The sequence below is a fragment of the Fibrobacter sp. genome, from assembly GCA_024399065.1.
GTDB lineage: Bacteria > Fibrobacterota > Fibrobacteria > Fibrobacterales > Fibrobacteraceae > Fibrobacter.
In genome coordinates this window covers 47,536-68,831 of the sequence record JAKSIB010000004.1, presented here as the reverse complement: position 1 = coordinate 68,831, position 21,296 = coordinate 47,536, and the positions used below count along the sequence as shown (strand labels likewise).

The 21,296-nt window shown below is 44.2% G+C and carries 19 protein-coding genes and 1 pseudogene; 13 read left to right on the top strand and 7 right to left on the bottom strand.

Annotated features, from left to right (window positions below):
* The first annotated feature begins 60 nt into the window (after positions 1–60).
* The 8 genes from thrS (MJZ25_03065) to MJZ25_03030 all read left to right on the top strand — a co-directional run bounded on the left by thrS (MJZ25_03065) (position 61) and on the right by MJZ25_03030 (position 7,855).
* Entirely contained in the window at positions 61–1,998 is a 1,938-nt protein-coding gene (gene thrS, locus MJZ25_03065; GenBank protein MCQ2123142.1) for a threonine--tRNA ligase, read from the top strand.
* Positions 1,999–2,692: 694 nt separating this feature from the next.
* Entirely contained in the window at positions 2,693–3,154 is a 462-nt protein-coding gene (locus MJZ25_03060; GenBank protein ID MCQ2123141.1) for a hypothetical protein, read from the top strand.
* The gene (locus MJZ25_03055; protein ID MCQ2123140.1) at positions 3,135–4,436 is read left to right on the top strand and encodes a hypothetical protein; all 1,302 of its coding nucleotides are present in this window, start codon (positions 3,135–3,137) and stop codon (positions 4,434–4,436) included. Before MJZ25_03060 ends, MJZ25_03055 begins: the two co-directional genes overlap by 20 nt.
* 23 nt (positions 4,437–4,459) lie before the next feature.
* Positions 4,460–5,023, top strand: coding sequence for a hypothetical protein (locus MJZ25_03050; GenBank protein ID MCQ2123139.1), 564 nt, complete (start codon positions 4,460–4,462; stop codon positions 5,021–5,023).
* Positions 5,024–5,229: 206 nt separating this feature from the next.
* Positions 5,230–5,997 carry a His/Gly/Thr/Pro-type tRNA ligase C-terminal domain-containing protein gene (locus tag MJZ25_03045; GenBank protein MCQ2123138.1) on the top strand — a complete coding sequence of 256 codons (768 nt, stop codon included), beginning with the start codon at positions 5,230–5,232 and terminating at the stop codon, positions 5,995–5,997.
* 385 nt (positions 5,998–6,382) lie between these two features.
* Positions 6,383–6,610 (top strand): type II toxin-antitoxin system VapB family antitoxin, encoded by a 228-nt coding sequence (locus tag MJZ25_03040; GenBank protein ID MCQ2123137.1) that lies wholly within the window; start codon positions 6,383–6,385, stop codon positions 6,608–6,610.
* Positions 6,610–6,990: a PIN domain-containing protein gene (locus MJZ25_03035; protein ID MCQ2123136.1), complete on the top strand. Its 381-nt coding sequence runs from the start codon at positions 6,610–6,612 to the stop codon at positions 6,988–6,990. The genes MJZ25_03040 and MJZ25_03035 overlap by 1 nt, the downstream gene beginning before the upstream one ends.
* A gap of 52 nt (positions 6,991–7,042) precedes the next feature.
* Entirely contained in the window at positions 7,043–7,855 is an 813-nt protein-coding gene (locus MJZ25_03030) for a hypothetical protein (protein ID MCQ2123135.1), read from the top strand.
* A gap of 396 nt (positions 7,856–8,251) precedes the next feature.
* Here MJZ25_03030 and MJZ25_03025 read toward each other — a convergent pair.
* Positions 8,252–9,022, bottom strand: a pseudogene (locus tag MJZ25_03025) (IS256 family transposase).
* A gap of 215 nt (positions 9,023–9,237) precedes the next feature.
* Between MJZ25_03025 and MJZ25_03020 the strand changes: the two are divergent.
* The gene (locus MJZ25_03020) at positions 9,238–9,441 is read left to right on the top strand and encodes an HNH endonuclease (GenBank protein MCQ2123134.1); all 204 of its coding nucleotides are present in this window, start codon (positions 9,238–9,240) and stop codon (positions 9,439–9,441) included.
* 11 nt (positions 9,442–9,452) lie between these two features.
* Here MJZ25_03020 and MJZ25_03015 read toward each other — a convergent pair whose 3' ends face one another.
* Genes MJZ25_03015 through MJZ25_03005 form a run of 3 tightly spaced genes read right to left on the bottom strand, consistent with a single transcriptional unit; the run spans position 9,453 to position 13,919 of the window.
* Positions 9,453–9,902, bottom strand: coding sequence for a hypothetical protein (locus MJZ25_03015; GenBank protein MCQ2123133.1), 450 nt, complete (start codon positions 9,900–9,902; stop codon positions 9,453–9,455).
* Positions 9,899–10,645, bottom strand: coding sequence for a hypothetical protein (locus MJZ25_03010; protein MCQ2123132.1), 747 nt, complete (start codon positions 10,643–10,645; stop codon positions 9,899–9,901). Before MJZ25_03010 ends, MJZ25_03015 begins: the two co-directional genes overlap by 4 nt.
* A 1-nt stretch (position 10,646) precedes the next feature.
* Complete coding sequence (locus MJZ25_03005; protein MCQ2123131.1) at positions 10,647–13,919, bottom strand: S8 family serine peptidase; 3,273 nt, start codon at positions 13,917–13,919, stop codon at positions 10,647–10,649.
* Between the two features lie 187 nt (positions 13,920–14,106).
* On the opposite strand from MJZ25_03005, the gene thrS (MJZ25_03000) reads away from it, so the two are divergent.
* From thrS (MJZ25_03000) to MJZ25_02990, 3 genes are all read left to right on the top strand, one after another.
* Positions 14,107–15,573 (top strand): threonine--tRNA ligase, encoded by a 1,467-nt coding sequence (gene thrS, locus MJZ25_03000; protein MCQ2123130.1) that lies wholly within the window; start codon positions 14,107–14,109, stop codon positions 15,571–15,573.
* Positions 15,574–15,602: 29 nt separating this feature from the next.
* Positions 15,603–15,947: a type II toxin-antitoxin system VapB family antitoxin gene (locus MJZ25_02995; GenBank protein MCQ2123129.1), complete on the top strand. Its 345-nt coding sequence runs from the start codon at positions 15,603–15,605 to the stop codon at positions 15,945–15,947.
* Positions 15,948–16,184: 237 nt separating this feature from the next.
* Positions 16,185–16,997 carry a hypothetical protein gene (locus MJZ25_02990; protein MCQ2123128.1) on the top strand — a complete coding sequence of 271 codons (813 nt, stop codon included), beginning with the start codon at positions 16,185–16,187 and terminating at the stop codon, positions 16,995–16,997.
* Positions 16,998–17,243: 246 nt separating this feature from the next.
* Here MJZ25_02990 and MJZ25_02985 read toward each other — a convergent pair whose 3' ends face one another.
* Genes MJZ25_02985 through MJZ25_02975 form a run of 3 tightly spaced genes read right to left on the bottom strand, consistent with a single transcriptional unit; the run spans position 17,244 to position 20,104 of the window.
* Positions 17,244–18,098, bottom strand: a complete 855-nt coding sequence (locus tag MJZ25_02985; protein MCQ2123127.1) for a hypothetical protein — start codon at positions 18,096–18,098, stop codon at positions 17,244–17,246.
* A 42-nt stretch (positions 18,099–18,140) separates the two neighbouring features.
* Entirely contained in the window at positions 18,141–19,265 is a 1,125-nt protein-coding gene (locus MJZ25_02980; protein ID MCQ2123126.1) for a hypothetical protein, read from the bottom strand.
* A complete protein-coding gene (locus MJZ25_02975) occupies positions 19,262–20,104 on the bottom strand; it encodes a TIGR02147 family protein (GenBank protein MCQ2123125.1) in 843 nt (280 codons plus the stop codon). The genes MJZ25_02980 and MJZ25_02975 overlap by 4 nt, the downstream gene beginning before the upstream one ends.
* Positions 20,105–20,302: 198 nt before the next feature.
* On the opposite strand from MJZ25_02975, the gene MJZ25_02970 reads away from it, so the two are divergent.
* A complete protein-coding gene (locus MJZ25_02970) occupies positions 20,303–21,133 on the top strand; it encodes a hypothetical protein (protein ID MCQ2123124.1) in 831 nt (276 codons plus the stop codon).
* The last annotated feature ends 163 nt before the right edge of the window (positions 21,134–21,296 follow it).

Sequence of the window (21,296 nt, the reverse complement as noted above, 5' to 3'; positions counted from 1 at the left end):
CGCTGGATGTCGTATTTCCAGAGGAACTCGGGCAAGAACTGCCCAAAAAAGGAAATTATTATGTCTCAAATCAACCTCACCATGCCCGATGGCAGCGTACGTACCGTTGAATCTGGCACCACCGGCCTCGAAGTAGCAAAGAGCATTTCTGAAGGCCTCGCACGCAAGGCTCTCGGCGTGAAGCTGGGCGACAAGGTCCTGGACCTCTCCCGCCCCCTTACTGAAGATGGCGCTTTCAAGATCATCACTCCGAACAATGACGATCCGGATTGCTTGATGCTGCTCCGCCACTCCTGCAGCCACGTGATGGCAGAAGCTATCTGCGACCTCTTCCCGGGCACCAAGCTGGCTTACGGTCCCGCAGTTGAAAAGGGTTTCTACTACGATTTGATGACACCGACCCCGCTTCAGCAGTCCGATTTCGAAAAGATCGAAAAGCGCATGAAGGAAATCATCAAGGAAGACCGCCCCTTCACTCGCGTGGTTGTTTCCGGTGAAGAAGGCCTGAAGCGCACCGCTGGCGACAAGTACAAGACCGACAACGCTGAACGCGCTCTGGCTCGCGAAGGCGCCGACGGCACCCTGAGTTTCTATGCAAACGGCGAACCGGGCAAGAACTGGGAAGACCTCTGTGCAGGCCCCCACGTTCCCAGCACTGGCAAGCTGAAGTCCTTCAAGCTGCTCTCCCTCGCAGGTGCATACTGGCACGGCGACCAGAACAGCGACCAGCTGACCCGCGTGTACGGCACCTGCTTTGCCGACAAGGAAGGCCTGGAAACCTATTTGAAGTTCCTTGAAGAAGCTGAAAAGCGCGACCACCGCCGCATCGGTAAGGAAATGGATCTGTACCACATCGAAGACCATTCTCCTGGCATGGTGTTCTGGCACCCCAACGGCACCAAGATGGTGAACGCCCTCAAGGACTACATCCGTGGTAAGATCGACCGTCGTGGCTACCTGGAAGTGATTACTCCGGAAATCGTGAACAAGACTTTGTGGATCAAGTCCGGTCACGCCGACAAGTACAACGAAAACATGTTCAAGACCATGGCTGGCGACGTTGAAATGGCTGTGAAGCCCATGAACTGCCCCTGCCACATTCAGATCTTCAACACCGGCCTCCGTAGCTGGCGTGATCTTCCGATGCGTCTTGCTGAATTCGGTAAGTGCCACCGTTACGAACCTGCCGGTACCATGCACGGTTTGATGCGTGTCCGCGGCTTCGTGCAGGATGACGCTCATATCTTCTGTACCGAAGAACAGATCGCTTCCGAAGTGGCTGACTTCTGCGCCCTCGTGAAGGAAATCTACCACGACTTCGGTTTCGATTCCATCGTGGTGAAGTTCTCTACCCGTCCGGAACGCCGCGTAGGCTCCGACGAACTTTGGGACAAGGCTGAAGCAGCTCTCGAAGAAGCCACCAAGCTTGCAGGCCTCGACTACATCTTGAACCCGGGCGAAGGCGCCTTCTACGGCCCGAAGCTTGAATTCACCCTGAAGGATTCCCTCGGCCGTGATTGGCAGTGCGGTACCATCCAGGTGGACTTCAACCTGCCCCAGCGCCTTGGTGCTGAATATGTGGGTAAGGACAACCAGAAGCACATCCCCGTTATGCTGCACCGCGCAGCCGTGGGTTCCATCGAACGCTTCCTCGGTATTCTTATTGAAGAATTCATGGGCGATTTCCCGCTGTGGTTGGCTCCGGTCCAGGCACGCGTCCTCCCCATCTCCGAAAAGTTCGCTGAATACGCCCACAAGGTGGAACGCGAACTGGTGAACGCCGGCGTCCGCTGCGACATCGACGAATCCAACGAAAAGCTTGGCTACAAGTTCCGTCAGTGCGAACTCCAGAAGGTTCCGTACAAGATCATCGTTGGCGAGAAGGAAATGGCCGAAGGCAAGGTTTCCGTCAACAAGCGTAAGGAAGGTGACAAGGGTCAGATGACCGTCGCAGAATTCCTCGCTATGACCGAAGACGACCGCAAGGTTGTTCGCTAATAGAACCGCACGTCATCCTGGAGGACGCTTCGCGTCCGATAGGATCCAATGACAGCTAAAAAAGGCAGACTCGAAAGAGCCTGCTTTTTTTTGAAGCTCTGCTGGATAAGTGTTTGCGTGGCGCCTAAGCTGCGAAATTACTGTAAAAATGCTTGTGAAACGAACCGACAGGGCAGGTTATAAGTTACATTTGTGCAGTAATAATACAGTAGGCCAACGGGCTTACAAATTACAACTTATTTGCTAAGCGCACGTTTACGCCTAGCAGAGCTTTTTCAATAAAAAAGCACCTTCTAGTTATACAATTTCGGCCATTTTCAACAGAACAGGCAAGATAAGAATGGTTCGCTCCCAACGAAAGAACGTTATCATTACGATTTTATATATATTTGAAAACATAATAAATGGAGTTTTTATAAGCACATAGAAAACGAAATAACATTTTAGTAGAGCAACGCTCTTGTTCTTGACGCAGAAACCTAGACAATTTCTTTTAGTTCATGAGAATAAGATGCAGATGCTCACGCCCCCACTGGGGCGTGGGTCGTTTGTAGATTCATGAACAGGCTTTGTCTAGGGCCTCTGCTTCGGATCCAACGACACCACGCCTTTTTTTATGCGCTGATTGTCGCCGCAAGTCCGCTTGAGGTTGCCCTAAAGGACTAAAAATTTTCAAAAAAAGGCTAACACGCAAATGGGCTTTAGAGCATTAAAAATGACGCTTTTTCTTCTGTTTGGAATATCCTCTGCGGATTCCATTCAAGATGAACTATATCAGTGGGTTCATCAAAGTATAGAACCTGAACAAATTTTAAAATATTCGGTAGAGACCTTATGCGATGAACTTGACAACAATGAATTAGCCTTAAAAGAAAAAATATCAGGTCAGAAAATGATTGTACTTGGAGAACTAAAATCTGTCGAAGAAGTTGAATCTAATTTTTGGACTAGTCAAAGTCATCATTTATTGGTGACTCTTCGTAGCTCTGATTCAAAACCGTTTAGCTGTTATGTCGAGGGGGCATTTTCTCTTGATAATACAGACAAATTACGTTCTTTACAAAAGAGTGAAAAGGTTAAAATAAAATGCAACACGTTCAATATCGGAAGTTTTTCAACCATAAAAGGAGATGATTGTGAGTTGCTTTCTAAATAAATCCATTTCGAAAATTACTTTGTTGATTTTTGGAATGTCTGGAGCTGTATTTGGCACGATATGCCAAAATGTTCAAAAAGAAACCGATGGAGTCTATGTTTGCGATAAAATCACAGTTTCTGACGAGGAAACGAATATTCCCGAAGATGCTAAATATTTGAAAGTTTATTGGGGAGAACATCTTGCCATCGTGGCAGAATGCTCCAACGAGGAACTAAACGGAATTGTAAGACAAGAAAATCCCCCCAGTTCTGACAAATGCACTTATCAGCGAGTTTCTTATTATCGAGCCGACGTAGAGTATTCACGGGTCTTTAAAAATTGTAATTACGTGATTCCCCGCTATGAGTACCGTTCTGCGCGTAACTACGGCCTTTTGGCCAGCGATATCGAAAAAGACGGAAACTTTTGGAAAGTAAAATCTTTAGAGAATGCAGACGGAGCGTTAAGCGGATGGAACGACAAGTGGTTTATACATCCAGAAGAATGTAAACATGAAGCAGACAAACTATGTTATGACGACATACTTCTGTCCATAGACGGAAAGAAGGCGCAGGGGACCTTTAGTGAGGTTTATAGGTTGCTGATGGGCGAAATCGGTTCTGTCGCCACCGTGCAGGTTCGCAGACAAGTAGGCGGAAAAACCGAGACCCGTGAAATAAATGTACAGAGAAGGATTGCATGGGAATTGGATTCCCTCAAGAGATTTTACGACGACGGATCAGTTCGTTCTCGGATGATTTATCCATCGCCTACAAGTGACAGTTCCTTACAAGAAAATTGGTTCTATGAATCTGGAAACCTAAAAGCAATTACGCCATATACACATAAATATGGAACGAATGCTGTGGAAGTTGGCGTGGAAAAGGGATTTTACGACTCCGGGGAACTTAAATATACATTACCGCTCATAAAAGGGAAAAGGGACGGTCTTGGTAAACAGTTCTATCAACGTGGCTCATTGCTTTTTGAAACGCCTTATAAAAATGATATGCAGGAGGGCATTAAAAAGCAATACTATGAAAACGGAGTCCTTAATTGGGAAACGCCTTTTAAGTACGGTAAGGTTAGCGGAATACAAAAAGGTTATTACTCATCAGGAAAACTGTATAGAACAAACACTTACAAAGATGGCGTAATGGACGGAGTTTCCAAGGTCTATTTCGAGAATGGAAAGTTAGCCGGATCAGGAAAATTCCGCAAGGGAGAGCTTGTCGGATATTTCAAGTGTACTGATGGTCGGGTCGGAACAGAAAAAATTGACTGCACAGAAGGCTATTAATGGTAATTATCAAGGAGTAAATAATGAATTTAGACAAAGTAATAAACAAGACTGTAGAACGATATGAAAAAATATTGGATAACTACTATCCATCGTTTGGTTCTACCGGGTTTACAGAACGAAATCTAACTTTTAATTTTTGCAGCTGTTTCTACAATATAGCCGCTGAAAAAGATTTAGTTATATGGCAAGAAGTTCCGATAGAAAATAGTAAGTCCAATAAGAAAGAACACTTTGATTCTCTAATTATAAGTAGAAAAGCGAAAAAACTTTATCTAGTTGAAGCGAAAAGAATAAACAGCAAAAACAAAATTGATTCCGTTGAATCTGATTTGAAAAGAATAAGAAACAACTGGAAGAATATTAATATTGATGAGGAAACCAAAGGATATTCCAAACATGCAGTCATTATTGCAGACATATGGATTCCTCATAGTAATGAAAAGGCAAAAAAGGCCAAAGAATACTTATTAAAACAATTCAACAACAAATTCAAAAACGCAATAATAAAAGAAGTAAAGAAGAAAAACGGTCCGCTTACAGAAAAAGAGCGATACTATATTCTCTGTTATGTTGAAGAATTGTAAATTCAGAAAAATATTTCGGCATCTGCGTTAGGGATAGTGACCCCTTGGGGACAAGACTCGCGGAGCGAGGCTTGGTTCTGGGAGGTGAGTGGCAAGCGTAAGCGCAGCCGATCACCCCCAGAATATAGCCCGACCCACGAAGTGGGGAACGCTCAAAATAATCGCCAGCGAAGTGGCAGACTTCTGCGCTCTCGTGAAGGAAAAGTGTGCAAGCGAGTGTCGCGACAGGCTGCTTGCAGACTGGCATGACCGAGCGCAGCCACGGACGCCGAAGGCGTCAAATCTACCACGACTTCGGTTTCGATTCCATCGTGGTGAAGTTCTCTACCCGTCCGGAACGCCGCGTAGGCTCCGACGAACTTTGGGACAAGGCTGAAGCAGCTCTCGAAGAAGCCACCAAGCTTGCAGGCCTCGACTACATCTTGAACCCGGGCGAAGGCGCCTTCTACGGCCCGAAGCTTGAATTCACCCTGAAGGATTCCCTCGGCCGTGATTGGCAGTGCGGTACCATCCAGGTGGACTTCAACCTGCCCCAGCGCCTTGGTGCTGAATATGTGGGTAAGGACAACCAGAAGCACATCCCCGTTATGCTGCACCGCGCAGCCGTGGGTTCCATCGAACGCTTCCTCGGTATTCTTATTGAAGAATTCATGGGCGATTTCCCGCTGTGGTTGGCTCCGGTCCAGGCACGCGTCCTCCCCATCTCCGAAAAGTTCGCTGAATACGCCCACAAGGTGGAACGCGAACTGGTGAACGCCGGCGTCCGCTGCGACATCGACGAATCCAACGAAAAGCTGGGCTACAAGTTCCGTCAGTGCGAACTCCAGAAAATCCCCTATAAGATTATTGTAGGTGAAAAGGAAATGAACGAAGGACTTGTCTCTGTGAACAAGAGAAAAGAAGGTGACAAGGGACAAATGTCTGTCGCCGACTTCCTCAAGATGACAGAAGCAGACAGACAAGTCGTTCGTTAATCATGACGTGACCCAATTACAAAACGCAGGCTGGAAAAGCCTGCGTTTTTCGTTGGTGACAACCGTCCAAGGCGAGAGCAGCGACCACGCTTGCGTGGGCATTGCCGAGCCGCCACGGTTGGGAGTGCGTAGCACTCCAAAAGGAAATGAACGAAGGCGTCGTCTCTGTGAACAAGCGTAAGGAAGGTGACAAGGGTTCTATGACCGTCGCTCAGTTCCTGGAAATGACTGCAGAAGACCGCAAGGTTGTTCGTTAAAACGCTTTGATTGCCGCGGGGCATTCGCCCCTCGCAATGACAGCTTGAAAGGCAGACTCGAAAGAGCCTGCCTTTTTTATTTGTTCGTGAAAGCCAAACCTTCATCATTTGACTTTTGTGTTCTATATATGTATATTAAAGCGAAAGAAAGCGAGGTACTTATGGTTGCCACTCTAGAAATTCCCGAGAGACTTCTTGAAGAAGCTATGGTCGTTACCAAAATCACATCAAAAGATGATGTGGTTGTTTTCGCTTTGGAAAATCTGCTGAAAACAAAATCCATCGCAGGATTAAAAAAGTTTAAAGGGAAAGTCGACCTCGACATTGATATGGATTCTATGCGAGGACGAATTTAATGGTTCTTGTCGATACTTCTGTATGGATAGATTATTTTCACAACGGAATCAATTCCACGCATTTAGACTCACTAATTGATTCAGGAAAAGTCTGTGTAAATGATTTGATTCTCACGGAACTAGTCCCATCCATTCGTCATAGAAAAGAGACAGAACTGGAACATTTGCTCTTGCAAGTTCCCAAGGTTTCAATGAGCATAGATTGGACAAGCCTAATTTCTATGCAAACCGAAAACTTGAAACATGGCGTAAATCGAGTCGGTATTCCCGATTTAATGATCGCCCAAAATGCCATACAGAACGATTTGGCGCTGTATTCCCTTGACAAGCATTTTTCGTTGATGAAAGAATTCTTGTCCCTAAAATTATTTGAAGGATAGGCAAACTCAAAAAAATTGATTACGATCAATTCACGAAAATTGGAAGTTGCAAATGAAAAAGTTCATTCTTTTATTTGGTTTGATAGCCTTATTTACCGCATGTTCCGATGATTCCTCAAGTGCAAACAACGAAAAACAAAATTCACTGCAATTAAATGAAGGTTGCGAAAAATTTGTTACAGACTCCAGTTTGTGGAAGGCAATTCAAGACAGTGATCTAGCCTCACTGAAAAAGAGTATCGAAAACTGCGCTTCATTAGACATGAACCTATATGACACATCCTCTTATGCCAACCAGGAAGTCATATGGGATTTGATTTGGAAGACTGGTGCAGATTCAACAATATATTACCTTATAGACAACGGTATGGACTCCGTGGCAAGAAATCTCGGGAACGGATTTGCAACGGAAGCCATGTGGGCAGGTGATACGAACCTTGTTCGATACGCAATAAGTAAGGAATATCCGATAAATGGAGAAACAGTCTATCGCACTATAACAAAGGCAATGGATGGTGAATTTGGAAGTGAAATTGCAAGAAAATGGTACAACGAGCTACTCCCATTTATACCAAACGTTGACAGCATTCGACAAAGCATAAGCGGTAATTATTCTATCTTACACGAATTTTGTGATCAGATGGGGACCCTTACCTTTTTATCAGAAGAAGACCAACTGTTTTATTTCCAAGATTTAATTGATAGAGGATATTCCATAAATCAAAAATCAGACGACATGGTTGAACTAGACTATTGTAGATATGGATATTGGAATCAAACAGAACTTCAAAAAAAATTTTCGGACATTCTAATAAAAGCAGGTGCTGATACAACTCTTGTTAAATACGTCCACTTTAATCCTTAAATTAATTTTGCAAGCGAAATCCTATTTGGGTTTCGCTTTTTTACGTTAAGGATAGTTACCTGCACGGGCGGAGACTTGCAAAGCAAGACTCCGTTTTAGGAGGCAGGCGACAAGCGAAGCGCAGACGACAGCCCCTAAAATATAGCCCGACCCCGGCAAAGCCGGGGGAACGCCCAAATTCCGAAGGGTAGTGTCAAGGGTTTTTCGCAAAAATAGTTTGTTCCAACATCAGATTCTAGGCCAGGTTCTTCCTGGCTTTTTTCAATTCTGTTTCAATTTCCCTTTGGTTTTCAAGTTCATAGAGGTGTTTCATATTCAGGTATCGCTTGGTGCCCCAGTCTTTTGATGGTAGTGTCAAGGGTTTTTCGCAAAAATAGTTTGTTCCAACATCAGATTCTAGGCCAGGTTCTTCCTGGCTTTTTTCAATTCTGTTTCAATTTCCCTTTGGTTTTCAAGTTCATAGAGGTGTTTCATATTCAGGTATCGCTTGGTGCCCCAGTCTTTTGAAGCGACGTATCTAAGCCTTGCACAGACCAACATCAAGGCCGATTCACCATCCGGGAAGCAGCCTACTACCCGCGTCCTGCGACGGATTTCACGGTTGAGACGTTCAAGTATGTTGTTGGTCCTGATGCTTCGCCAATGTTCGTGCGGAAAGTCCAGGTAGGTCAAGGTTTCACCGACGCCTCTGGCATAGAGATCTGCCGCCGATTTCAGCCCCATGTCCCGCAGTTTCTGCTCCACATCGATAACCTTCTTTAGAGTCGCTTCCTTGTCTTCCTGGGCATAGGTCGCCTTCAGCAGCGGCATGACCGTGGCCAGTTTGTTGCGGGGAATCTTGGTCATCAGGTTCCTGAAAAAGTGCACCGTACAGCGTTGCCACTTGGCGTCGGGAAAGACCTCCGAGGCTGATTCCAGGAAACCAAGGTGCTTGTCCGACGTGAAGAGCCTGACACCCTTCAGGCCACGTTCCTTGAGGCTTACAAGGAAACTTCGCCAGCATTCCTTGCTCTCGCTCGCACCCTCGCAGGCCCCGAGAATCTCGCGATAGCCGTCCTCGGCGACACCGATGGCGACAAGTACCGAGACGCTTGTCATTTCTCCGCCCCAGCTGCGCTTGAGGTAGATTCCGTCCACGAACACATAGGGATATTCGCCGTCGCTGATAATGCTGAGCTGTTCCTATGTAGATGTACAGATAGCCTACGAATGGGAATCGGAATCGAGAGAATCATCTAGCAAGGCTGCCTAAATGCTTCCACACATGTTGATGATGCCTCAAAAACTAATTATTTTTCTTAAAAAGCAAATGGAATAAACTTACCAACATTGTAAAAAATGCAGGCTCGAAAGGGACTGCATTTTTCATTTATAAACCTAATTTGTTCGAAAACGCCGAATACGAAAGAATCGCAAAGTACGACGCATTATACCGTTCGTCGAAAAATGCCAACAAGAACAAAATCTGGAAACCTGCCGAAATGGACGCCGACCACGTAACCGCATGGAGCAAAGGCGGCGCAACCGACCGCGCCAACTGCGAAATGCACTGCAAGTCGCACAACCGAGCCAAAGGGAATAGGTAAAATGATTATGATTACGGAATTTTACTAATTCCTTGCAATCTAACGCTGTTTAAATCAGCTACGTTTCCAACACGGTGGTAAATAACACGAACTTTTAACTTTTCGTTGAAGGCGTTGATGATGAACGCTGTGTTTACAGCGACTCCTAATGCGCCAACATTGTCCATCGCATCCTCAACGAGAAGAGGCCTTAAAGAGTTGTCGGAGACAGTTGTGTTAAGGGTGCCGTTGTCATAATAAGGGTGTGTTGTAAATCCAGTAGTTTCAAAAGTCTGACAACTAGAAGTTTTTCCAAGATAAAAACGAACTGCTCCGGATGATTCGGTGGAAATTAGACAAACGTAGCCGTCATTGTAGCACGATCCAAGTGGAATCTGCATATTGGATGTTCCGTCGTTACAATGTTCTGCAGCGAAGGAAATGGCTGCGCCAGCGAGAAGAGTTAGAGCCAGCTTTTTCATTTTAATGATTTCCTTTTTAGTTGGAGCGTTGGTTGATTGTTTTTTATAATAATAGTTGATGAACTCTTGTCGATGATTGTTCCATCAACTTTACATGGAATATAATTTTGCATTTTCACATTTTTTTTATACCTTGTTGAAACAATTTTGTTCAAATAATTGCAATCAGAAGGAATATTTGGAATTGTATCGAAATTAAGACTACCATCGTCTTGGTATTGACAAAAAATTGAATACTTCCCTGTACATAAACCTGATTTGACATGGCAAAATGCATTATAATTTACCCCTTTATACAATATTAGGAAGTCGCTGGACGATTGCAAGTCCTTCCGATAAATGGAATCGAACGAAATCGAGTCGTTATTAAATAGTACGTAATCTTTCACATCAATTGTATCGAAGGTATCCCATGTGTTAAGATGCCTTGCCCATAATGAGTCTTCCGTCGGATTTGATTCATTGAAAAAATGAATAGAGAAACCAGTGACAGGAACACGTTTTTCTTCCCAATCGACAATGTTGCCGATAGAATCTGTTATAGGAAATGTATCGTCAAAACCATTTTCAATGCATTTTACTGAAAAACCAAACTCTGGGCCACCTTGAATAAAATTTATTTGAGCAAGGGAATCGTGAATAAAAGCGTAAAAAGCATCACATTCCATAGAAGTGAATGTATTCCAAGTCCTTGCTTGAACTAAAACTAGAGAGAATAGAATGGTCAATGCGATTTTCTTCATTCTATTCTCCTTTTTTATAGGGAGAAAATAAAACTTGCAAGACTCCATATGGAACATGTTCTATATTACTTATGGAGTAGCCCCAACCTTGACTTAAATCATTGTCGCTATCAAGAACAATCTGCAAGAACCTTGTAGTTACAAGAACTCGTTGATTCGCTAACGAATTTCCCGTATAACTTCCAACAAGCCGATTCCAACCATCGTAAAGATATATATGGTCTCCTTCTCCTAGAGATGTTTCAGGTCCGAAAGTTACATAATTTTCCAGATAACAGTTGATTTGATTACATCCCACTTCGAGATCAATTATTTCAGATGTTTGCGTGTTTGCAGTATATGGGTGATTACCGTTACTTGTTGCTTCTATTAATGGAAAATCACTGACGATGGAAGCTATTTGAGCTCTTCCATCGGGGCTATTTCCGGTTTCAACTCTGTATCCCTTTACCACAACCTGCCATATGCCTGGATCAGGATTATTTATATCGACAACTTCTACATTATTCAGTCTATCAAAACAACTTTCTGAAATCTTTTTAGGATCGAAAGGAGTGCAACTATTCTTCGCCAAAGTGCTTGCTTCTTCTAGAGTAATTTTTTCTAATCCTGATACTCGGTCTTGTATTTCCCTATTTGGAAATTCACGTCCATCGTTATCTATGTATGTAGTCGACAAGGGCTTGAGAGTCCAAGGGTAATAAATGGTGCCAGATGGCGATATAAGATATAAATCTAAATCATTCACAAGTTTAGGGTCTGTGTAATTATCTTTATTTGGATTGCCGGGCGCATCATCCCATACAATGGTTGTTCGTAGCGAAGGTTTCCCATTTGGAACATTTATATTCCAGCGCTTTTGAACTCCATTATACATAGAAAATTCTCGAAATTTAGCAAACGATTTAGAATTTATGTCGTAATCTTCAATTAGGTTTAGTGCTGCTTCTGCATCTATTCTCCCCCAGCCAGTGGCAAAATCAGGTCCAACGCCATAAGTCGTTGGGGCATTAATGTCTTTGTTTTTGTACGAGTCACTTCCTGATCCTTTCATATCAATTGCAGAATGGATGAGCAACGCCTTTGTTGTCGAGTTGCGCATGGAATATTCGTTTAGGGAGATTCCTGTTTTTTGCTGGAACTTTTGGTACATTAATGCTACTACGCCCGTCACAAACGGTGCCGCCTGAGATGTTCCCGCCTTGGCACCATACCAGTTCCCACCTTCTAATGGAATTGTAGAAATGATTCCACTTCTTTCAACCCCCAAAATCGCATTATTTCCATCTCCGGGGGCCATTATATCAGGTTTTATTCGTCCGTCCCAAGTTGGTCCTAAACTGGAAAAATGAGACAATTTTAAATCAGGTTTATTGTAAGAACCTACTAAAATTTGATTTTTTGCATTGTCGGTGACAGAATGATACCCCCATTGCCATCCATAAGTATATTCCGAATATGACCTTACGCCGCCTGATTCTAATAAGTAATAAGCGGCATTCCCAACTGTTGCAACTATAGTTTTGATTAGATTGTCGCCTCTATCGGTAATTTTTGTGAAATTGTAGAAGATATTTCTATCAAGTGAGGCTGATTTTGTGCCATAATAGTATTGGTATAGTTTTAATATCTCGCCTTCACTATCTCTTTCTTCTGCTGGGAGAATTTCTTCTAGCAGAGCATGGGAGTGATTGGCGACGTTTCCCCGTTCATTTTCAAAACTATTGAGCTGGGCATGAAATTTTACCTTTGGGGCAACACCTCTATATTGATAAAGGCTTGCCGATTTAAATGTTTCTGATAGTCTTCCGTTCCCTCCAATAATTCCTGCTACATGAGTTCCATGCCCATGAATAACGCCTTTTTCGTCAATTACGGACCTAGCATCATCAAATCCAATAGCTTGTCTAGGAATATCAGCTCCATAAGAATTGATTTCCTTGAATCCTGGGTGTGCGAAGTCTATAGGATCGTCGTGAACGTCAACAACAATTCCTTCTCCTGTATATTTAGCACCTAGTAACCAATCTGCTGTCATTTCAGGCATCAATAAAGCCTGTTGCCATTTAGGCTCAGAAAATTGTAGGGTTTCAATATTAATATTTGTACGCCCATTATAGGTGTCGAGAGGCTCTGTTCTGCGTAAATGCATGAATCTCACATCATTATGGTTTGCTAAACACTGAATTGATGTCCTTTGAATTTTCGCCAAAATAATATCACGATCAATATAGATGCTGTCTCCGCCACATTGTAAAGCGATGTTTTTACAGTCAACAATATGCAAATCAGGCCAACATTCAATAGACATATTAAATGCAGCTCGTTCACTTATAGTCGTTGAGCAAGAATCACTTTCATCACATATATATGTTTCCTGATATAAATCTGTAGGAGTCTTGATTAACGAAATTTGTGTGGTATCATCCACAACAAACGCATTAAAGAAATTAGAGAGAAGTGCATTTAGCGTTTTCTTTTTTATAGGGATTTTGGCTTTTAACAAGTGAAGGCCCTTATTTTGGTAACGAGCTGTCTCGAGAAGTTTTACTCCTAAACTGTCTAAGGAAAGCCTTTCGTCAAAACTTAAAGGAGCCCCTTTAAGTAACCAAAAACGCCCTTCTATAGTTCGTGCTGAATCAAGTCCATCATATTGAGAAATGACTTTTGTTCCAGAGCGATCTTGCCAATATATATTGGTTGTATCATGTTGTAAAGCAAATGGATCGCTTCCCCATAAAATTTTTCCATCAGAATCATAGACTGCCATCTTGTAATGTTCTTCTTGAACATTTGCGTTTTGTTGGAATGAATAATCATGCGAGCAATCCCATGCTGGATATTGGTCCCTCATGATTCTGAAGTTTATTGTAGAAGTTGCCTGCGATGGGATGTTGCCAAAGAATTTAAGTGAAATAACAGTGTATTTGGAGTTGTAATAAAACTGGGGTTTGACGGAATCAACTATAGTGAAATCGTCTACGACTGTTCTAAGTGTGGAATCAACTTCAAAACTGTTGAATTGCATTCCTGCACAACTAACATCGTTTGGATGTGCTTTGCAGTATTGAATTTTTGGATTTTCTGCAAAATAGCGAATTGTTGGATTTGCTAGGGTTGAATTAGAAAGATTCGTTAGAGCTAGTCGATATTCAACCCAGTTCCATTCGGTGCGATGCCGTTCACTCAATAACTTGACTGACGGCGAGGTTGCAAAAGCAAGATTTACCAAAAGAAGGCAGAGAATGAAACTGCGTAATTTATAAAATTTCATAATATTATCCAGTTTTATTTGAAATATACATAAAAATTGTAAGATAAATGTAAATTTTTAGTATTTGCGTTAGGGATAGTGACCCCTTGGGGACAAGACTCGCGGAGCGAGGCTTGGTTGCAAGAGCCGCGCGGGCGTGCCGCAGGTGCGCACGGGTGGCCTTGCAATATAGCCCGACCGCACATATATGTGCGGGAACGCCCAGCGCGCTCTGGCTCGCGAAGGCGCCGACGGCACCCTGAGTTTCTATGCAAACGGCGAACCGGGCAAGAACTGGGAAGACCTCTGTGCAGGCCCCCACGTTCCCAGCACTGGCAAGCTGAAGTCCTTCAAGCTGCTCTCCCTCGCAGGTGCATACTGGCACGGCGACCAGAACAGCGACCAGCTGACCCGCGTGTACGGCACCTGCTTTGCCGACAAGGAAGGCCTGGAAACCTATTTGAAGTTCCTTGAAGAAGCTGAAAAGCGCGACCACCGCCGCATCGGTAAGGAAATGGATCTGTACCACATCGAAGACCATTCTCCTGGCATGGTGTTCTGGCACCCCAACGGCACCAAGATGGTGAACGCCCTCAAGGACTACATCCGTGGTAAGATCGACCGTCGTGGCTACCTGGAAGTGATTACTCCGGAAATCGTGAACAAGACTTTGTGGATCAAGTCCGGTCACGCCGACAAGTACAACGAAAACATGTTCAAGACCATGGCTGGCGACGTTGAAATGGCTGTGAAGCCCATGAACTGCCCCTGCCACATTCAGATCTTCAACACCGGCCTCCGTAGCTGGCGTGATCTTCCGATGCGTCTTGCTGAATTCGGTAAGTGCCACCGTTACGAACCTGCCGGTACCATGCACGGTTTGATGCGTGTCCGCGGCTTCGTGCAGGATGACGCTCATATCTTCTGTACCGAAGAACAGATCGCTTCCGAAGTGGCTGACTTCTGCGCTCTCGTCAAGGAAATCTACCACGACTTCGGTTTCGATTCCATCGTGGTGAAGTTCTCCACCCGTCCGGAACGCCGCGTGGGTTCCGACGAACTTTGGGACAAGGCTGAAGCCGCTCTCGAAGAAGCCACAAAGCTTGCTGGCCTCGACTACATCTTGAACCCGGGCGAAGGCGCCTTCTACGGCCCGAAGCTTGAATTCACCCTGAAGGATTCCCTCGGCCGTGATTGGCAGTGCGGTACCATCCAGGTGGACTTCAACCTGCCCCAGCGCCTTGGTGCTGAATATGTGGGTAAGGACAACCAGAAGCACATCCCCGTTATGCTGCACCGCGCAGCCGTGGGTTCCATCGAACGCTTCCTCGGTATTCTTATTGAAGAATTCATGGGCGATTTCCCGCTGTGGTTGGCTCCGGTCCAGGCACGCGTCCTCCCCATCTCCGAAAAGTTCGCTGAATACGCCCACAAGGTGGAACGCGAACTGGTGAACGCCGGCGTCCGCTGCGACATCGACGAATCCAACGAAAAGCTTGGCTACAAGTTCCGTCAGTGCGAACTCCAGAAGGTTCCGTACAAGATCATCGTTGGCGAGAAGGAAATGGCCGAAGGCAAGGTTTCCGTCAACAAGCGTAAGGAAGGTGACAAGGGTCAGATGACCGTCGCTCAGTTCCTGGAAATGACCGAAGACGACCGCAAGGTTGTTCGCTAATTGACCCCGAAGGTGTCATCCTGAGCGAAGTGCGTAAGCACGAAGTCGAAGGATCTAGCATTAAAAAGGCAGACTCGAAAGAGCCTGCCTTTTTTGATTTGTCCGTGAAAGCCAAACCTTCGTCATTTGACTTTTGTGTCCTATATATGTATATTAAAGCGAAAGAAAGCGAGGTACTTATGGTTGCCACTCTAGAAATTCCCGAGAGACTTCTTGAAGAAGCTATGGTCGTTACCAAAATCACATCAAAAGATGATGTGGTTGTTTTCGCTTTGGAAAATCTGCTGAAAACAAAATCCATCGCAGGATTAAAAAAGTTTAAAGGGAAAGTCGACCTCGACATTGATATGGATTCTATGCGAGGACGAATTTAATGGTTCTTGTCGATACTTCTGTATGGATAGATTATTTTCACAACGGAATCAATTCCACGCATTTAGACTCACTAATTGATTCAGGAAAAGTCTGTGTAAATGATTTGATTCTCACGGAACTAGTCCCATCCATTCGTCATAGAAAAGAGAAAGAATTCTTGTCCCTAAAATTATTTGAAGGATAGGCAAACTCAAAAAAATTGATTACGATCAATTCACGAAAATTGGAAGTTGCAAATGAAAAAGTTCATTCTTTTATTTGGTTTGATAGCCTTATTTACCGCATGTTCCGATGATTCCTCAAGTGCAAACAACGAAAAGCAGTATCCATTGCAATTGAATGAGAATTGTGATGAATTTGTCAAAGATTCCTCCTTGTGGAGGGCTATTCAAGATTCTAATTTAACTGAATTAAAAAAAAGTATAGAGAATTGTGCTTCATTAGATATGAGCCTATATGACACAAACGCCCATGCAGACCAAATTGTCATTTTAGATTTGATTTGGACAACTGACGCGGATTCCATTATCTATTATCTAATAGATAATGGTATGGATTCTGTGGCCAGGAATCTTGGCAATGGATTTACGACAGAAGCTATGTGGGCTGGTGATACAAACCTTGTCCGATACGCAATGAACAATGGTTATCCAATTAGTGGAGAAACGGTTTATCGCACCATTGCAAATGGAATGGATGGAAAATTTGGTAGCCAAGTCGCAAGAAAATGGTATTACGAACTACTCCCTTTAATTTCCGATATAGATAGTGTTCGGTATAACGTGAACGGGGATTATTCCATTTTACACGAATTATGCAGCCAGATGAGTAATGCTCTTACATTTTTGTCGGAAGAAGATCAATTGTTTTATTTCCAAGATTTAATTGATCGTGGTTATTCCGTAAATCAAAAATCAAGCGATATGGTAGAATTGGACTATTGTAATTTTGGTCATTGGAATCAAACGGATCTTCAAAAGAAGTTCACTGACATTCTTATCAAGGCCGGTGCGGACACGACTCTTGTTAAGTGGACTTATTCGGAATAGGAATCGAATTCTCTTTTTAGCAGGCGAAATCCAAGTCGGGTTTCGCCTTTTTGCGTTAGGGATAGTGACCCCTTGGGGACAAGACTCGCTAAACGAGGTTTGGTTCTGGACTCAGCCAGGTCTGTTCGGTGTCTGAAGGACTAAAGTTAGTTGGCTCTGTTTCGCAGCAAAAAATCTTTTGGCTTATTATCATGAGGGCTGTGCATCCGTTTATATTTTGCCCCCCGCCATAGATTAGGTTGATTTTTAGAGTCTTTCGCTTATGCATTCCGCGTATTCAATTGTTCCGCATTCCATTTTGTCGTCAAACACTTGTGTGGTGACGACTTCGGGATTTTCGGAAAGTTCGTCGCAATAGGTGAACAAGAATCCGACATTCATGTCGAAGGGTCTCGGCTCATAGGCGCACTCGTCGCTGATATTTACGATGGTGATGGTGTCTTTCGTGATGTTGGTGAGAATGTGGATTGCGGGCGAAGTGTCGCTGATGTTCAGCACATAAAGCGGACACCCCTCGATTTTATTGTTCATCGCTGCCGCAGCGTGCGGAAAAATTGTCGTCAATGCAGTGATGTCGTTTGCCTCGAACCTGTGCAGCCCTAATGTTCTGAACTCGCTTATGCCCGGTGCTTCGAAGCAGGTGTTCTGCAACGCATCGCAGTAGCCGGAAGTCTCGTTGTAAGCGAGAACATTTTTATCAAAGGAATAGTCTGTTATGTCGTATTTTTCGAGAAATGCTTCCAGTGTTTGGATAGAATCGGAATTATGAAGCGAAGATGAAGAAAGTGGTTCGCTAGAAGATGAAATGCTTGAATCTATAACGACAGAATCAACAAATCTAAACGGAGTTTCCGCACACATGAAAGTCATTACACTCGGAGGCGGTGGATTGCACACGCCCTTATTTGTATATGTGGAATCTCCATTTCGTATGTTTATGGTATCTCCAAGACTATTGATCGAAATGATTCTTTCGATAGTCAATTCCCCGGAGCAGCATCCGCTTATATCGTATTCTTCTTTTTGCGGTTCCGACGACGAATCGCTACAGGCCAGAAGCCACAGAGAAACGGCTATCAGGTAAATTAGGCTCTTTTTCATAAAACGTCATCCTCTTCAAGGTTGTAATATAATATTGTAAATCTAGTCCTTTACGCAGCGGACTGATAATCCGTCGTTTTCGTTGTCGCTACAGACGCTTACCATTCCTTCGGAACCGTCGCCAACATGAATCATTTTAGGACAATTATGATTGAGTTTGTCTATTGTGGATGTCCAAAAGAATGCTAAAAGGCCCGGCTCAAGATAATTTTGGAATTCTGCTTGATAGTTCCCTGCGGGCAAAATTGCGAACCCGTATTCGTCTTTTGCATTTCCCCAACCCTCAACGCCATAAGCGTAAAACGCCGAGTAGCCACCATTCCCCTTTGTGGGCCACTCATCAACTGAAGGCAAGTGCCAATCGGGTGGGCAGGCTGTCTTTGCGGCGGCGAGTGTGTATAGACGACCGTACTTATCGCAGTTTTCGCCTTTGTTTCCGTTGCACCAACTTTGGACACCATCTTCAATTTCAAAGTTGAGATTTTCGGCCATCCAGGTCTGTTCGCCGAGTTGAATCGTCTTGTAAACTTGTCCGTCTCGGGCATCTGTCAGTTCAGGGCCTTCGTCTGCTTTTTTTACTTTTTTCGAAGGTCCTGGAGCGGGGCCGGGGTCAATTTCGTAGATTTTTCCGCTGAACTTGAAATACCTGATGTCCTTGTTTTCGGGGGCAATATCGAACCAGTGGTCGCTATAGCACATGCATGTCGATTCCACACGGTCGGGGCCATATTCGATTTCCAAGGTGTCGCCTGAACGTTTTGTCAGGAGATCCGCCTCGACATAGCAGAGGTCCATCACTTTCAAGACGAATACCTGGTAATTTCCGTTGCCGTCGTTAAGGATATACGCTTTGGGCAAATCATTAAGGATATACACCATGGGAAAAACATTGGAAGAGTCTTCTGCGAAGGTTGCTGCTTTGGCGGCTCGCTTTGCCAAAACGGGTGAATCTCCCAAGCCAGCGAGGCATGAACCTAACTTCAGTCCATTTTTCGTATCCGAGGCGAACGATTCTGATGCCAGGCCGCCGTCATCCGGTGCCGAAATCTCGCCGGGGTTTCCCGCCATCGTGTTTTCGATTTCAGTGGTTCCCGCTTCGTTCGGCGTCTCGGAGCACGCCCAGAACAAAGTTGTCAATAATGCGATTAGGAGTTTTGTCGTGTTCATTTGCGTCTCCTTTTATCCGAGGTGGTCGCCTTGTCTGTAAGGGGGAACACCTGCAAATTCATTTGATAGACCTGATCAATATCTCGGCATTCGTTTGCGATGTCAATAATCTTTTTACGGAAGATGTCTATCTCCTTGGTAATGCGGTCATAAACAGATTTGTTTATCCCCATGGTGATTCCTGAAAAATTGCGCTCTTCCACGGAATCCTTGGCAATGGACTGAACCGCCAATTCGGACATTTTTCGGTTCATCGTGCGGATGACTAGGGGAATCGTTTCCTTGGAACCCTTGACGGCTTTTTGTGTTTGCTCGTAAGTTCCGTCGTCATTCTTTTTGAGCAAATCTGCCTTGACAAGAAACTGGAGTATGTCGCGGACTTGTGCAACCGTAATTTCATGTTTTACTTTAGACGCAATTTCTCCAAACGAAGCGTTTGGCATAAGGGGGGCGAGTTCACGAATAATCGGGTAGGCAGGATTTTCGTAATAGCGGTATGCGTCCGCGTCGATGACGCGAATCTTGTTCATGTGCGCTTCGTGCTCAATTTCCTGGAGTGCGGCTTCTTTCTCGCTCTCGTTTTTTGCATTCCCGAATTTGACAAGCAAAGCGAAATAGGTGTAGTCAAATCCTTCAAGCCCCATGGCTCGTGCGGCCTTTGCGATTCCCGGTTTGCTGAGCGTTGTCTTCCCGTCGCTTACCAGTTTCAAGTATGCGGGCGACGCGAATCCGGCGAGACTTGCAAATTTTCGCCAAGTGAAATACGAACTTCTCTTGCGCTCGGCATAGAAATCTCGCATATACTCACGGTAATCCTGATATTCGGTAATAGGCCTCATATTCTTAAAAATAAAACAAAAATATCGAATACGTAATAAAAACGGCGTTTTTTTACAAATTTTTCGTCTGAATTTAAAATATGATACAAATGTGTTTCATAAAAAGTCCGACAGCAATAAACGTGATTTTGTGAGGTTCCGTCATGCCGCCGCCAAATTAGGTATATTTCTGAGAGTGGATCTTCGGAGGCTATTTTGATGAAAAGTCCTTTTGATAAAACCCTATTTCTGCTATGTATGGTTGCTGTTCTGGCGGCATGTTCGGCAGGATCTAGTAATGCAGATGCAACGAGTGTCGAAGAAGGTGACGATTATGTGTTAAAGCATGTTCAAATGTATCGCATCCTTGGGCCACAGGGGGATACTTCTGTGTGGAACGCGTCTAATTGCCATGTCGGTGATTCGACTTTCTCGTGTACCCAAGTGACAAATGTGGATTGCAACATTTTTCATACGTCCTATATAGAGATTTGTTATGATTCTAATAAAGTTGAAATTCCTTGTTTGCAAAAAGATACTTTATATGATACGACTGTTGCGGATTTGAATTTTGGGCCGAATGCGCGAATGGACTACATACCCTATGCCAAAATTTCAGAATTCAATCGCGATTCCGTAAAGAGTCTTTTCTCGGAATTGTCAGGGGAAACTTGCAAGTTGCTGGTTAATTATTCGTCGAATTATTTTCTTGAAGCGGTAGGGCTTCCCGACAGTTTAACCTTGTTGAAAACAGATGAGTACAGGCTTGGAACATACCGCTCGGATTACAGCCAAATTATTGGCTTGCTTGCACACCGGGACTCCACGGGAACCGAGAAATGCGGGATTTCAAAAGCTGAAACGCGTATTGCTTATGATCGGGGAGCCTGCTTCTATTATAGTTTGCCTAATGAACCCAAACAAATACAATATGTTCTATACAACAATACGTCAAAGTCTTTTCGCGATACGACTATTTCTTGGAAGTTGGTGTATCGCGATGAATATGGCCGTGGCGACACACTTGACATGACAACGAAATTTAAATGATTTGATAAAAAAGTCGTTTATGAAATGTCTGTCGCTTCCTGTTTCCGTAATCCTTTTGCTTGCAGGTCTAGCTTTTGCCCATGAAAGCAACCACCGGGGCAACCGCAGTATTTGCGGATTGTCTTCAGTCTGGTCCTATGACACCGATGAAGAAGCTCAGAAA